12 protein-coding genes and 1 tRNA gene are annotated in these 13,554 nt (G+C 63.3%); 9 read left to right on the forward strand and 4 right to left on the reverse strand.

Features of this window, described 5'->3' with window-relative positions:
* The first annotated feature begins 25 nt into the window (after nt 1–25).
* The 7 genes from NL532_RS14595 (at nt 26) to NL532_RS14625 (ending at nt 8,272) form a co-directional block, all read left to right on the forward strand.
* On the forward strand, nt 26–1,699 hold the full coding sequence (locus tag NL532_RS14595) for a ribonuclease J (protein WP_023670805.1): 1,674 nt from the start codon (nt 26–28) through the stop codon (nt 1,697–1,699).
* Nucleotides 1,700–1,796: 97 nt separating this feature from the next.
* Nucleotides 1,797–2,201 carry a methylmalonyl-CoA epimerase gene (gene mce / locus NL532_RS14600; RefSeq protein WP_023739140.1) on the forward strand — a complete coding sequence of 135 codons (405 nt, stop codon included), beginning with the start codon at nt 1,797–1,799 and terminating at the stop codon, nt 2,199–2,201.
* The gene (locus NL532_RS14605; protein ID WP_023829415.1) at nt 2,198–2,482 is read left to right on the forward strand and encodes a DUF1467 family protein; all 285 of its coding nucleotides are present in this window, start codon (nt 2,198–2,200) and stop codon (nt 2,480–2,482) included. Before mce ends, NL532_RS14605 begins: the two co-directional genes overlap by 4 nt.
* A gap of 728 nt (nt 2,483–3,210) precedes the next feature.
* A complete protein-coding gene (gene proS, locus NL532_RS14610; RefSeq protein ID WP_023829414.1) occupies nt 3,211–4,539 on the forward strand; it encodes a proline--tRNA ligase in 1,329 nt (442 codons plus the stop codon).
* 104 nt (nt 4,540–4,643) lie between these two features.
* Entirely contained in the window at nt 4,644–5,882 is a 1,239-nt protein-coding gene (locus NL532_RS14615; protein ID WP_031203284.1) for a lipoprotein-releasing ABC transporter permease subunit, read from the forward strand.
* On the forward strand, nt 5,879–6,562 hold the full coding sequence (locus tag NL532_RS14620) for an ABC transporter ATP-binding protein (RefSeq protein ID WP_023685211.1): 684 nt from the start codon (nt 5,879–5,881) through the stop codon (nt 6,560–6,562). The genes NL532_RS14615 and NL532_RS14620 overlap by 4 nt, the downstream gene beginning before the upstream one ends.
* Before the next feature lie 459 nt (nt 6,563–7,021).
* Nucleotides 7,022–8,272, forward strand: coding sequence for a peptidase M50 (locus NL532_RS14625; RefSeq protein ID WP_023829413.1), 1,251 nt, complete (start codon nt 7,022–7,024; stop codon nt 8,270–8,272).
* A 19-nt stretch (nt 8,273–8,291) separates the two neighbouring features.
* Here NL532_RS14625 and lipB read toward each other — a convergent pair whose 3' ends face one another.
* Nucleotides 8,292–9,035, reverse strand: a complete 744-nt coding sequence (gene lipB, locus NL532_RS14630; RefSeq protein WP_023714318.1) for a lipoyl(octanoyl) transferase LipB — start codon at nt 9,033–9,035, stop codon at nt 8,292–8,294.
* Between the two features lie 338 nt (nt 9,036–9,373).
* On the opposite strand from lipB, the gene NL532_RS14635 reads away from it, so the two are divergent.
* Nucleotides 9,374–9,458 (forward strand) — tRNA-Leu (locus NL532_RS14635).
* A gap of 200 nt (nt 9,459–9,658) precedes the next feature.
* On the opposite strand, the gene NL532_RS32210 is transcribed toward NL532_RS14635, so the two are convergent.
* On the reverse strand, nt 9,659–9,892 hold the full coding sequence (locus NL532_RS32210; protein ID WP_081727347.1) for a GcrA family cell cycle regulator: 234 nt from the start codon (nt 9,890–9,892) through the stop codon (nt 9,659–9,661).
* Nucleotides 9,893–10,126: 234 nt separating this feature from the next.
* Nucleotides 10,127–11,206 (reverse strand): sensor histidine kinase, encoded by a 1,080-nt coding sequence (locus NL532_RS14640; RefSeq protein ID WP_023829412.1) that lies wholly within the window; start codon nt 11,204–11,206, stop codon nt 10,127–10,129.
* A 399-nt stretch (nt 11,207–11,605) separates the two neighbouring features.
* Here NL532_RS14640 and NL532_RS14645 point away from each other — a divergent pair, with 399 nt between their 5' ends.
* A complete protein-coding gene (locus NL532_RS14645; RefSeq protein WP_023727685.1) occupies nt 11,606–12,538 on the forward strand; it encodes a TauD/TfdA dioxygenase family protein in 933 nt (310 codons plus the stop codon).
* 27 nt (nt 12,539–12,565) lie between these two features.
* On the opposite strand, the gene sucD is transcribed toward NL532_RS14645, so the two are convergent.
* Nucleotides 12,566–13,465 (reverse strand): succinate--CoA ligase subunit alpha, encoded by a 900-nt coding sequence (gene sucD / locus NL532_RS14650; protein ID WP_286488136.1) that lies wholly within the window; start codon nt 13,463–13,465, stop codon nt 12,566–12,568.
* Between the last annotated feature and the right edge of the window lie 89 nt (nt 13,466–13,554).

Consider the following 13,554-nt stretch of genomic DNA (forward strand, 5'->3'; position numbering starts at 1 on the left):
CGCAAGGGCCGGGAAGGGAAATTTGATGGCGAAAGCGCAAAACGCCGAACTCGTCTTCGTGCCGCTCGGCGGCGTCGGCGAGATCGGCATGAACTTCGCCCTTTACGGCTATGGGCCGCCTAGCGCGCGCGAGTGGATCGTCGTCGATGTCGGGGTGACCTTTCCCGATGCGGCGCATCCTGGCGTCGACCTGATCCTGCCCGATACGCGCTTCATCGAGGAGAACCTCGCCGGCCTGCGCGGCATCATCATCACCCATGCGCATGAAGACCATTACGGGGCGCTGCTCGACATCTGGCCAAAGCTGAAGGCGCCGGTGTGGATGACACCGTTCAGCGCCGGCCTGCTGGACGCAAAGCGGCAGGGCGAGCAGGGCGCGCCGAAGAAAATTCCGGTGACGATCTACCGGGCAGGCGAGACATTCACCGTCGGCCCGTTCTCGATCGAGGCCATTCCGGTGGCGCACTCCATCCCCGAGCCGATGTCGCTGGCGATCACCTCGCCGGCCGGCACCGTCATCCATACCGGCGACTGGAAGATCGATCCGGAACCGACGATCGGTCCGAAAACCGACGAGGCGCGGTTTCGCGCCTATGGCGACAAGGGTGTGCTGGCGCTGGTCTGCGATTCCACCAATGCGCTGCGCGAAGGCGAATCGCCGTCGGAAGTGGCGGTGGGCGAAGGCCTCAGGGGCGTCATCCAGAGTGCTGTCGGCCGTGTCGCCGTCACCACCTTCTCCTCCAATGTCGGACGCATCGTCTCGATCGCCAAGGCGGCGCGCGATGCCGGCCGCCAGTGCCTGGTGCTCGGCCGCTCGCTGAGGCGGGTCATCGATGTCGCCGGCGAGCTCGGCTACATGGACGGGCTGCCGGAGTTCATCGCCGAGGAGGATTTCGGCTTCATCCCGCGCGAGAACCTGGTCATCATCTGCACCGGCAGCCAGGGCGAGGCGCTGGCAGCGCTGGCAAAACTTTCGCGCGACGAGATGAAGTCGGTGTCGCTGACGGCCGGCGACACGGTGGTGTTTTCCTCACGCACCATTCCCGGCAACGAGAAGGCGATCCTCGAGATCAAGAACCGCCTCATCGACCTCGGCATCAAGATCATCGAGGATGGCGACGCGCTGGTGCATGTCTCCGGCCATCCCCGCCGCAGCGAATTGCGCAGGATGTATGAGTGGGTGCGGCCGCAGATCGGCGTTCCCGTGCATGGCGAAGCCGCGCATCTGGTGGCGCAGGGATCGCTGATGTCGACGTCGGGCATCGGCCAGGTGGCGCAGGTGCGCGACGGCGACATGCTGCGGCTGGCGCCGGGTCCGGCCACGATCATCGACCAGGTGCCGTTCGGCCGCATCTACAAGGACGGCAGGCTGATCGGCACCGACCAGGCGATGGGCATACGCGACCGGCGGAAGCTATCCTTTGCCGGCCATGTCGCGGTCAATGTCGTGCTCGACGACAAATATGAGCTCGCCGGCGATCCCGATCTGGTCGCCATCGGCGTCGCCGAGGCCGATGCCCGTGGCGAAAACATGGAAGATCTGATGCTCGACGCGGCCGTCGGCGCGGTTGACTCGATCCCTCGCCAGCGCCGCAAGGACCTCGATCTGGTGCAGGAAGCGGTGCGCCGCGCCGTGCGCGGCGCCGCCAACGAAGCCTGGGGCAAGAAGCCGCTGGTGACGGTGTTTGTGACGAGGTGAGGGAATAGGCAGTAGGCGGTAGGCAGTGGAGAAAAATGCGGATGTATCACTACTGCCTGCTGCCTATTCCCTACTCCCTTAACTTGTGGAGCACTTCATGCTGGGACGCCTGAACCATGTAGCACTTGCCGTACCGGACCTGGCCGCGGCGATTGCGGCCTATCGCGATACACTTGGCGCGCGGGTGACTGCGCCGCAGGCTTTGCCCGAGCATGGCGTGACGGTGGTGTTCGTCGATGTCGGCAACACCAAGATCGAACTCCTGGAGCCGCTGGGCGAACGGTCGCCGATCGCGGCCTTTCTGGCGAAGAACCCCTCGGGTGGCATGCATCATGTCTGCTACGAGGTCGACGACATCCTTGTCGCGCGCGATCACCTCAAAGCGAGCGGCGCCCGCGTGCTGGGCGACGGCAATCCCAAAACCGGCGCCCACGGCAAGCCGGTGCTGTTCCTGCATCCCAAGGATTTCTTCGGCACGCTGGTCGAACTGGAGCAGGCATGAGCTGGATTTCGTTTGCCGCGCTGTTCTTCATCACCTGGTGGCTGATGCTGTTCATCGTGCTGCCGTTCAGCGTCAAGACGCAGGATGACGACCATGACGTGACGCTGGGCACGGTTGCGAGCGCGCCGCGCGGACCGCATATGCTGCGCGCCGTGATCCGCACCACTATCGTCACGGCTGTCGTCATGGGGGTTTTCTACAGCCTGACGCACGGGCTGGGTTACAGCCTCGACGAAGTCCCCCACATCATCCCCGAAGCCAGCCAGACACCGGATAACTAACACTTTCCCGCCGACAGATCGGGTGGGGTGTTCGTGCCTGTTTTCGAAGCGCCAAACTCAGGGTTTGGCTCACCAGCCTGCGATGCGCAATCGGCGGCCAGGCATGGCCCACCCGCATTAGAATCACGCCTTGGTGTCAGGCTGACGCAAGCTCACGTGATTTGGGAACAGGTTGATCTAACCAGATGATCGGGCAAAAAAAATGCAAGGCACAAGGCCTTGCAATTTAAACGCGTTCCGATCTGTTTTCCGGTTTCCGGCGGCAGCGGGTAACCGCGCCTAGATCGCATCCTCCCAAGACTTTGACCGCGTAGGAGAGCAGATTTTTCTCCACCCTCTCGGTTATCGGGGCACACTAGCCTAACCCTGATGAAATTGTCACGCAGAATTTTGCCCGCAATCGGGCAATCTGTGCTGCAGTGCACAATAGTGCGGCAGGCTTTGCTTGCGAAACGAACAACACCGGGGCTGCCGCCTTAATCTGGTCAGGTGTGCCGCGTCGCCCGGACGCGCAAAGCGTGTGTGAGCACTTCGGAGTTAGGTCATCATTTTGTATCAAAAGCATTATCGTTTTCGTGCGAAGGTCTTTGGAAGAAGAATCGATTTTTGCGATTTCCGGCCGATGCGGCCGGTCGGGTTTCCATTCCGTCACGAAATAGCTATGAAGCCGGGGCAAGCAAGCCAGCCGCGCCGATTCCGGCGCAGCCTCCTCTCTCACGGACCTGTCCATGCGTTTGTCGCAGTTTTTCCTGCCCATCCTGAAAGAAAATCCGCGCGAGGCCGAGATCGTCTCGCACCGGCTGATGCTGCGTGCCGGCATGATCCGCCAGCAGGGGCAGGGCAGCTTTTCCTGGCTGCCGCTGGGCAAGCTGGTGCTGGACAAGGTCTGCCGCATCATCCGCGAGGAGCAGAACCGCGCCGGCGCTCTGGAAATCCTGATGCCGACCATCCAGTCGGCCGATCTGTGGCGCGAAAGCGGCCGCTATGACGATTACGGCAAGGAGATGCTGCGCATCAAGGACCGGCAGGACCGCGACATGCTTTACGGTCCGACCAATGAGGAAGTGGTCACCGAGATCGTGCGCGCCTACGTCAAGTCCTACAACGACTTGCCGCTAAACCTCTACCACATCCAGTGGAAGTTCCGCGACGAGGTGCGGCCGCGCTTCGGCGTCATGCGCTCGCGCGAATTCCTGATGAAGGATGCCTATTCCTTCGACCTCGATTTCGAGGGCGCGAAGGCCGCCTATAACCGCATGTTCGTATCCTATCTCAGGACGTTCACGCGCATGGGGCTGCAGGCCATTCCGATGCGGGCCGACACCGGGCCGATCGGCGGCGATCTCAGCCATGAATTCATCATCCTGGCCGACACCGGCGAGAGCCAGGTCTATTGCGACCGCGAATATCTGTCGCTGCAGGTGCCCGGCGAGAAAACCGACTTCGGCAATGACGGCGAGATCGCCGACATCGTCAAGACGTGGACGACGCCTTACGCCGCCACCGACGAGATGCATGACGAGGCGGCCTGGGACAAGCTTGGCGAAGCCGACCGGGTCTCGGCACGCGGCATCGAGGTCGGCCACATCTTCCATTTCGGCGACAAATATTCCAAGCCCATGGGCGCCAAGGTGACCGGGCCCGACGGCAAGGATCATTTCGTTTCCGGCGGCTCCTACGGTATCGGTCCGTCGCGGCTGGTGGCGGCGATCATCGAGGCCAGCCATGACGATAACGGCATCATCTGGCCGGAAGCGGTGACGCCGTTCGACATCGGCCTGATCAACATGAAGGCCGGCGACGCCGAGTGCGACCGCGTCTGCGGCGAGCTCTACGCCGCCTTCACCAGCGCCGGCAAGGATGTGCTTTACGACGACACCGACCAGCGGCCGGGCGGCAAGTTCGCCACCGCGGACCTGATCGGCCTGCCCTGGCAGGTGATCGTCGGGCCGCGCGGCGTGGCCGCCGGCGAGATCGAGATCAAGAACCGCCGGACCGGCGAGCGCGAGACGCTGCCGGTCGCGGAGGCCAGGAAACGCTTCGGTGCAACCGCATGAGCGAAGCCGCGGCAGCGAAGTCTTCGGTAGCCCAGTCTCCGGTTGGCAAGTCTCCGGTCGCCAAGTCTCCGGTCACCAAGTCTCCGGTCGCCGGCCCGTTCTCCATGTTCGAACGCATGGTCGCCTGGCGTTATTTGCGGTCGCGCCGCAAGGAGACGGTGATCTCGGTCATCGCCTCGATCTCCTTCCTCGGCATCATGCTGGGCGTCGCCACGCTGATCGTCGTCATGGCTGTCATGAACGGGTTTCGAGCCGAACTTCTGACCCGCATCCTCGGCGTCAACGGCCATCTGATCGTGCAGCCGCTGGATTCGCCGCTTGAGGACTATGCGCAGGTCGCAGCCCGCATCAACGGCGTGGCCGGCGTCAAATACGCGATCCCGCTGATCGACGGCCAGGTGCTGGCGCAAGGCAATGTCGGCGGCGGCATGGGCGCGCTGGTGCGCGGTATCAGGGCCGAAGACCTCGGCAAGATCGCCATCGTCGCCCAGAACGTCAAGCAAGGCACGCTTGACGGCTTCGACTCCGGCGATGGCGTCGCCATCGGCAAGCGCATGGCGGAGAATCTCGGCCTTGTGCTCGGCGACACCATCACGCTGATCTCGCCGGACGGCGATGTGACGCCGATGGGCACGACGCCGCGGCTGAAGGGCTACAAGGTGGCGGCGATCTTCGAGGTCGGCATGTCGGAGTATGACAGCTCCATCGTCTACATGCCGTTTTCCGAAGCGCAGCTCTATTTCAACATGGACGGCAGGGCGCAGACGATCGAGATCTATGTCGACAACCCCGATAATGTTGACGCGCTGAAACCGCTGGTCGATGCGGCGGCGCAACGCCCGATCGACATGGTCGACTGGCGCCAGCGCAACGAGACGTTCTTTTCGGCGCTGCAGGTCGAGCGCAACGTCATGTTCATGATCCTGACGCTGATCGTGCTGGTGGCGGCGCTCAACATCATCTCCGGCCTGATCATGCTGGTGAAGGACAAGGGCCACGATATCGCCATCCTGCGCACAATGGGCGCCTCGCGCGGCGCCATCCTGCGCATCTTCCTGATGACGGGTGCTGCGATCGGCGTCACCGGCACGCTGGCCGGCGTGCTGCTCGGGGTGCTCATCTGCACCAACATCGAATCGATCCGCCAGTTCTTCTCCTGGATGACCGGCAAGGTGCTGTTCAACCCGGAGCTCTATTTCCTCAGCCAGCTGCCGGCAAAGATGGACCCGCGCGAGACCACCTATGTCATCATGATGGCGCTCGGCCTGTCCTTCCTAGCAACGGTGTTTCCGGCATGGCGCGCCGCACGGCTCGATCCGGTCGAGGCCTTGAGATACGAATGAAGTCCGAGATCATTATCGAGCTGAAGAGCGTCGAGCGGCACTATGTCCAGGGGCCGCGCAAGCTCACCATTTTGAACGGCGCCGACTTTTCGCTGAAGCGCGGCGAGATGGTGGCGCTGGTGGCGCCGTCGGGCACCGGCAAGTCGACGCTGCTCCATACGGCGGGCCTGCTCGAGCGCCCCGACGCCGGTGACGTCATTCTGGCCGGCCGCGCCTGCGGACGGCTCTCCGACGACGAACGCACGGCGATCCGCCGCAACGATGTCGGCTTCGTCTATCAGTTCCATCATCTGCTGCCGGAGTTTTCGGCACTGGAAAACATCATGATGCCGCAGCTGATCAAAGGGCTTTCGCGCAAGGAGGCGTCGGAGCGCGCAGCACAGCTGCTCGACTATATGCAGATCGGCAAGCGCGCGTCGCACCGGCCGTCGGAACTGTCCGGCGGCGAGCAGCAGCGCGTCGCCATTGCCCGCGCGGTCGCCAATGCGCCCTTGCTGCTGCTCGCCGACGAGCCGACCGGCAATCTCGACCCGGTCACCGCCTCCTATGTCTTCGAGGCGCTTGGCGCGCTGGTCAAGCAGTCCGGCCTTGCCGCGCTGATCGCGACCCACAATCACGAACTCGCCTCGCGCATGGACCGCCGGGTGACGTTGGCGGATGGCAAGGTCGTTCCGTTGTAGGCCCCAACTTCCTCATCCTAGGGTCTGCGCCGCGTCGCTGCGCTCCTTGCTCCGCCCTAGGATCACGAAGTGATTGGTGCGTGTCCCGATCGCAAAGGCAGGCGATGCGCCCTGCGTCAGCACTGCCGTCACCCGTCAACCTTTCCTTAACCCTGCCCAAACCGGCTGTCAGGATTCGTCGGCATGCCGCTTTCCGCTCATTGACTTTCGAACAAAATTAGAACAAAATACGAACATATCAACAACAGGAGAGAGTTATGAGCGATCTTGTTCAGGACGTCGTTTCGTTGGTGTGCATGAGTGCGTTTCTGGTTTCCATGGCTGTCTGGATCGGCGCCATGTGATGCAACTGCGGTTCGCCGCACTGTTTTAGGCGGGCAGGAAGGCGCTGTGCCGTTAAGCCTTTCTTGCCGCCATGACGCTAGGCTGCCCCGCCAAGACAGGGAGCAAAAACCTCAGGTGTCGCCGATCGTGACGGCCCTTCTCGTGGCCGGTAATCTCGGACTGATTTTCCTTTTGATGACCGCGCCGCTCGGTTTGCGCACGGTGCGGCTGAGCCGCGTGGTTGCCGTGGACCGGCAGCGCCTCTGGCAGGCGCTGTGGCCGCTCGGCAGCGATGCCGGCTGGTCCGGCGAGATACTCTCGGCCCAGCCGCTGGACGGGCAGGACACGGCCCGCATCCTGCTGTCCTGGGAAGGCGGCGACGGCCAGCCGATCGAGCGCAGGTCGCGCTTCGAGGACGTCGTCGAAGGCAGTCGTTTTTCGATGCGGGTCATCGAGGATACCGCGCTCGACGCGTCGTTCTGGAAGGATTTTTACGAGACCACCGAACTCACCTCGGAAGGTGCCGGCACGCGCGTCACGCTCAGCCAGACCGATCGCTATCGCGGCGTCGCCTTCCTGGTGTTCCGCTACTTCGCCATGCGCCGCGAGCTCGGCAAGCTGGAGATCTGGGCGAGGACCGGACAGTATCGCAAGGGCGGCTGGTTCGAGCATCCGCTGAGCCAGGTCGGTTTCGCCGTTCTGTCGGCTTTCATCCTTTGGCCGTTCTTCGGGCTCAATCTCGGCGGCCTGGCGCTGGCCGCGATCCTGACCTCGGTGGTTGCCCTGCATGAGCTCGGCCACATGGCGGCCTTCCGGCTGACCGGTCATCGCAAGGCGCGGATGATCTTTATCCCGCTGCTCGGCGGCATCGCCATTGGCGGCCGGCCTTATGACAGCCGCTTCGAGGTCGCCTTCGTGGCGCTGATGGGCGCTGGTTTTTCCGCGTTCCTGGTACCGCTGCTGATCGTCGCCAGCGGGCTCGCATCCGGCGAGGGACATCGGCTCGCCGCGGCCCTTCTGGCGACGCTTGCCGGCTTTGCCGCGCTGTTCAACATCGCCAATCTGGTGCCGGTGTGGAAATTCGACGGCGGCCAGGTGCTGCGCCAGATTTGTCCTGGCCCGATCGCGCTTGCGCTGGCGTCTTTCTCTTTGCTGTCGGCCTTGCTGGCGGTGGGTTGGCTCGCTGGTTTTTCCCAAGGCTTTCTGCTTGTGGCAGGCGCCGTCTTTGCCATCCTCAGCCTGCTGACCATGGGCAGCGGGGTAAAACCGCGCCACGAATTGAAGCCGATCCGCACCTTCGACCGCTTCGCTATGGCCGGCGCGTTGCTGGCCGTCTTCGCCATTCACGGTTTCGGGCTGTTGTGGGCCTCGGCGCGGTTGCTTTGAGCGTTGGTCGAGGCGAGACTCAGCCGGCCTTGCGAGCCGGTTCTGCAGAAATTGACTCCGCTGCCCCGAAAACATCCTCGAAGGCGGATTTCAGCGCCAGGTCGAAATCGGCCATGGTCACGGGCAGGCCGAGGTCGACGAGGCTGGTGACGCCGTGATCCGACACGCCGCATGGCACGATGCCGCTGAAATGGCTGAGATCCGGCTCGACATTGACGGCGATGCCATGAAAGCTCACCCAGCGCCGCAGCCTGATGCCGATGGCGGCGATCTTGTCTTCGGCCGGCGAGCCGTCGGGCAGGGAAGGGCGATCGGGCCGCACCACCCAGACGCCGACGCGGTCCTCGCGGCGTTCGCCGCGCACATTGAAGGCGGCAAGCGTGCCGATGATCCACTGCTCGAGCGCGGCGACGAAGGCGCGCACATCCTCGCGCCGGCGCTTCAGGTCAAGCATGACATAGGCAACCCGCTGCCCCGGCCCGTGATAGGTGTATTCGCCGCCGCGTCCGGCGGCAAAGACCGGGAAACGGTCGGGGTCGATCAAGTCCTCGATGCGGGCGCTGGTGCCGGCGGTGTAAAGCGGCGGATGCTCGACCAGCCAGACCATCTCGGCGGCCGCACCCGCGCGGATCGCCTCGGCGCGCGCTTCCATCAGGGCCAGCGCATCGGTGTAGCCGGTCAGGCCGGGCTCGATGCGCCATTCGACCGGCGCCGAACCCGGCAAGGGCAGGAACGACGTGGCGATCTGGCTGCGTTCGGTCATGGCTTTTTCGTTTTTCGCGTGATGCACGCCGGCTTGGCGAATCCGCCTTGCGCTCTGGGGCCAAATGCATTTGCCCTTCATATGGCGGTATCCGGCTGAAACGTCCAGTTCGCCACGCATTTCGGCCTTCGCGCACGACCCCGAAGATAGGAACGATCTTCGGAAAGGATCATGCGCCAAATCAAAGTGCTGCAGCGTCCTTTGCGCGTCCCACAGGACGCGCGGCGCTGTAGAGGCCGATATGCCAATTCGCGGCGATTATTGCGCGCCGCGCCCTTGTTTCGCCGGAAACGATTTGCTACACGCCGCGAGCCGGTTCGTTCCGGCTCCTACCACGGGCGGTCGTGGCGGAATTGGTAGACGCGCAGCGTTGAGGTCGCTGTGGGGCAACCCGTGGAAGTTCGAGTCTTCTCGACCGCACCATAATTTTTCGGCCATTGAAATCATTGCGGCTTCTCAGGCCGTCGACGCCAAATCATCGCCTTTGGCGCTTGAACCGGCCGCAGCAGAGTTGCAACAAGAGGTCGCAGAGCCGCACGCGAACGCCGCTTGGCTCGCACCGGCCAGCCTCCTGCACCCGAGTCCCCGGCTTTGCCGGTGGCGGGGCAGGGGATGTGGGTGACCTAAGCGGCGCGTCGTTGCGGGAAATGGAGACCCGGACGGGCTCGACGAGGGTCAACGGCCGTCACGACGGTGTGGTGGTGATCGCAGTAGACGCGATCCGGCGACGTCGGCCCGGCACAAAAACGGTAACCACCGGGTACCAACCGGTCTTCGCTCACCGGGAAGCGGCACTGGTTGAGGCCTAGCTGAATGAGGGGGACGTCTCTCGACGCTGGTCTGATATTTTCACGCATGATGGTTTTCAATTTCCTGGTTCATAGCCATTGCCGGCTGACGACCGCGGTGCGACCCGTCGGAGCTAGCTTCTCTCGTTTGGAGGGCTGTGGACCACATATGGTGCTGATCGCACCGTCAAAGAAGCCCGGCGCCCCGCTTCTGCAGCCAAATCGTTTGCGACTTAAGGCCACACCCGCGAGCGCCCGAAGCACCTGTCCGGCCGGGATTTGTCGGCGCGCCGTTGCATAGCCTCAGTCCGTCGCCGCCGATCGCTTGAAGACGATGGTGACCCTGGTTCCCTCGCCGGCACTCGACTTGACGTCGAATTGCGCCTTGGCATTTTCGGTCAGCGACCGCGCGATCAGGGAGCCGAGCTTGCCTGGCCTGGGCCAGGTCTCACCCGTCGGCAGACCGATCCCATCATCGGCGACAGTCACCCGGCAACCATCGCCGCTGACGACGCTGTGCAGCGTGATCGTGCCGCCATCGCGCCCGACGAATGCATGTTTGAGAGCGTTGGTCAGCAACTCATTGACGACCAGGCCTGTCGGCATGGCAACGTTGATGGATACCGGATAGGTATCCACCTTAAGGTCGAGGCGGATACCTTCGACTGCGTGCGACGCCATGACGGCGGACGCGATCTGGCTAAGATACACACCAAGATCCACCTCATCCTTCTGCTGGTCAGCCGACAAGGTCTGGTAAAGGATTGCCAATGCGTCTACCCGGCCGGCAAGCCTTTCAAAACGCTTCTGGTCCGGTTCGGTGGCGTTGCGGGTTTCCATCCGGATCAAAGCGGTGATCATCTGCAGATTGTTTTTCACCCGGTGCTGCAGTTCGCGCAACAGGGTGTCCTTCTCCCGGATGAGCTCTTCCGCGGGTCGCGCGTCCTCGGTCTCACCGTGTGCCGTGACGTCGACAAGCGCCACCAGCCGGAAGCAGAGCTTGCCGTTGTCGTCCTCGATCACGTTGGAATAAACGTCGACGATTGCCGGCTTGTCCTCGCCGCGCTCAAGACGAAATGTGCCGACGAAATCGGTGTCTTCAACGACAGCCTCGGCGAGCGGCCTGTCCTTCTGCCGATGAAGCCCCCTGCCGGAAAGGGCCGCCCAGTTTTCCCGCGCAAGCTTCGGCGCCTTGAGGTCCGAGAGCTTCTCGAATTCGGGATTGGCGTAGACGACACGCTCCTTCGCGAACAATTCCGAGACGGCGATCGCGATCGGCATCTGGTCGAGAAATTTCTTGAACTGGTCGCTTTCCAGCGCGGTGGCGAGGTCAGGCGTATCGAGCAATTGCTCGACAGCGTCAGCCTTATCGGATTCTGTCATCTCGGCGCCTGCGTGATGCGTGGAAGCCATCAATATCAGGCATGCAATTCACCCGCCATCTCCAATATCGAAGGGATACGACAGCGTCACTACTGGTGCGGGCCGCGTCGCGCAGGGCTCCACCGCCTGCTGCTCACGAGCGAACTGAACAGAAGGCATTTTTCTCAGGGCCGCCGAACTTTGAAAAGAAATGTCTATGGAATTTGTAGAATTACGCTTTGAATGGGATCTCGGTACTGCTCGCCAGCCTTGGCGGCGCTTCGCCTCCTGAGTTGAGATCAGTGCTCTCGTTACCAAGCAAGTCGGCTCCCGATGAGGGAGTTGCTCCGCCGATCGCTGTGCGGCCGGCAGACGGCGGAGCATTGCCAGCAGCCCGCGGCTTTAGAGGAAGAGGTTCCCATGACCAGACTTACCCCCGTAGAGCAGATCATCCCGGATGCCGATATCGTCCCGCTTACCGGACGCGTCGGCGCAGAGATCAGGAACATTCGGCTCTCCGGCGACCTGCCGCAGCAGACGGTCGCGGCGATCAACCAGATCCTGTTGCGGCACAAGGTGGTGTTCTTCCGCGACCAGGCGCATCTCGACGATGCCGGGCAGGAGCGCTTTGCCCAGCGTCTCGGCGACCTCGTCCCGCATCCGACCCAAGGTCCCGTCAAGGGAACGGCGTCCATTCTCGAACTCGATTCCAGCCGTGGCGGCGGTCGCGCCGACCAATGGCATACCGATGTCACCTTCGTCGACGCCTATCCGAAATTCTCTGTTCTTCGCGGCGTCGTCATACCGCCGGCCGGCGGCGACACCATCTGGTCGAACACCGCGGCCGCCTATCAGGACCTGCCCGAGCCGTTGAAGCTGCTGGCCGACAATCTCTGGGCGGTGCACAGCAACGCCTACGATTACGCCGCGGTGCGGCCGCGTGCGAGTGCTGCGGAAAAGAAGCACTTCGAGGAAATCTTCACCTCGACGATCTACGAGACCGAGCATCCCGTTGTCCGCGTCCATCCCGAAACAGGCGAGCGCTCGCTGCTGCTCGGCAATTTCGTGCAACGGCTGATCGGTCTTTCCAAAAGCGATTCGGCGAAGCTCTACGAGGTGTTCCAGTCCTATGTCACGGCGCCGGAGAACACCGTGCGCTGGCGCTGGAAGGCCGGCGATGTGGCGATCTGGGATAACCGCGCGACGCAGCACTACGCCGTCAACGATTACGGCGACCAGCACCGGGTGGTCCGTCGCGCCACGGTCGACGGCGACATTCCGGTCAGCGTCGATGGCCGCCGCAGCGCCACCCGCACCAAGGTCGCGAAGCCGGCAGCCGACAAGGCGGCATGAGGCGCGGTCGAACGCGAAGGCCGCTGTTCAGGCGGCCTTCTTCATCCCCGCCAGCGTCTCTGCAACCACCTCACCAAACGACGACGGCGTCGGCACGATGATCACCCCGGCGTCCTTGAGGATCTCCACCTTTTCCTGCGCGGACTCGCCGAAGGCCGAGATGATGGCGCCGGCGTGGCCCATGCGGCGGCCTTTGGGGGCGGAGAGGCCGGCGATGTAGGCGATCAGCGGCTTCCTCATGTTGTCGCGCGCCCAGATGGCCGCTTCGGCTTCCTGCGGTCCGCCGATCTCGCCGATCATCACCACGGCGTCGGTGTCGTCATCCTGTTCGAACAGTTTCAGCACGTCCTTGAAGGAGGAGCCGTTGATCGGGTCGCCGCCGATGCCGACGCTGGTCGAGACGCCGATGCCGAGCGACTTCATCTGCGACGCCGCCTCGTAGCCCAGGGTTCCCGAGCGGCCGACAATGCCGACGCGGCCAGGCAGATAGATGCTGCCGGGCATGATGCCCATCAGCGCCTGTCCGGGCGTGATGACGCCGGCGCAGTTCGGGCCGATCAGCCGCATGCGGTCCTCGTAGCGGTAGCGCAGCATGTAGCGCTTGACCTGCATCATGTCCTGCGACGGGATGCCGTCGGTGATGCAGACGCAGAGTTTAATGCCGGCGTCGGCCGCTTCCATGATCGAATCGGCGGCAAAGGGCGGCGGCACGAAGACGATGCTGGCCTCGGCGCGGGTCTCGCGCACCGCGCCCTTGACCGTGTTGAAGACGGGCAGGCCGAGATGCTTCTGGCCGCCTTTGCCGGGGGTGACGCCGCCGACCAGCTTGGTGCCGTAGCGCTTCATATCCTCGGCGTGGAAACTGCCGATCTTGCCGGTGAACCCTTGGACGATGACGCGGGTGCTGCGGTTGAGCAGGATTGCCATTTTCTCGACCTCCCTAGAGCATGATGCCGAAAAGTGTGAAGCGGTTTTCGGACGACATCATGCTCCACCTGTTTGATTTTAGAGACGGA

This window comes from Mesorhizobium sp. C120A (assembly GCF_030323105.1).
GTDB lineage: Bacteria > Pseudomonadota > Alphaproteobacteria > Rhizobiales > Rhizobiaceae > Mesorhizobium.

Excerpts from the sequence above, each read along its gene's own strand:
- NL532_RS14595 (WP_023670805.1), top strand. The coding sequence starts at position 26 with ATGGCGAAAGCGCAAAACGCCGAACTCGTCTTCGTGCCGCTCGGCGGC.
- mce (WP_023739140.1), top strand. The coding sequence starts at position 1,797 with ATGCTGGGACGCCTGAACCATGTAGCACTTGCCGTACCGGACCTGGCC.
- NL532_RS14605 (WP_023829415.1), top strand. The coding sequence starts at position 2,198 with ATGAGCTGGATTTCGTTTGCCGCGCTGTTCTTCATCACCTGGTGGCTG.
- proS (WP_023829414.1), top strand. The coding sequence starts at position 3,211 with ATGCGTTTGTCGCAGTTTTTCCTGCCCATCCTGAAAGAAAATCCGCGC.
- NL532_RS14615 (WP_031203284.1), top strand. The coding sequence starts at position 4,644 with ATGTTCGAACGCATGGTCGCCTGGCGTTATTTGCGGTCGCGCCGCAAG.
- NL532_RS14620 (WP_023685211.1), top strand. The coding sequence starts at position 5,879 with ATGAAGTCCGAGATCATTATCGAGCTGAAGAGCGTCGAGCGGCACTAT.
- lipB (WP_023714318.1), bottom strand. The coding sequence starts at position 9,035 with ATGACCGAACGCAGCCAGATCGCCACGTCGTTCCTGCCCTTGCCGGGT.
- NL532_RS32210 (WP_081727347.1), bottom strand. The coding sequence starts at position 9,892 with ATGCGTGAAAATATCAGACCAGCGTCGAGAGACGTCCCCCTCATTCAG.
- NL532_RS14640 (WP_023829412.1), bottom strand. The coding sequence starts at position 11,206 with ATGACAGAATCCGATAAGGCTGACGCTGTCGAGCAATTGCTCGATACG.
- NL532_RS14645 (WP_023727685.1), top strand. The coding sequence starts at position 11,606 with ATGACCAGACTTACCCCCGTAGAGCAGATCATCCCGGATGCCGATATC.
- sucD (WP_286488136.1), bottom strand. The coding sequence starts at position 13,465 with ATGGCAATCCTGCTCAACCGCAGCACCCGCGTCATCGTCCAAGGGTTC.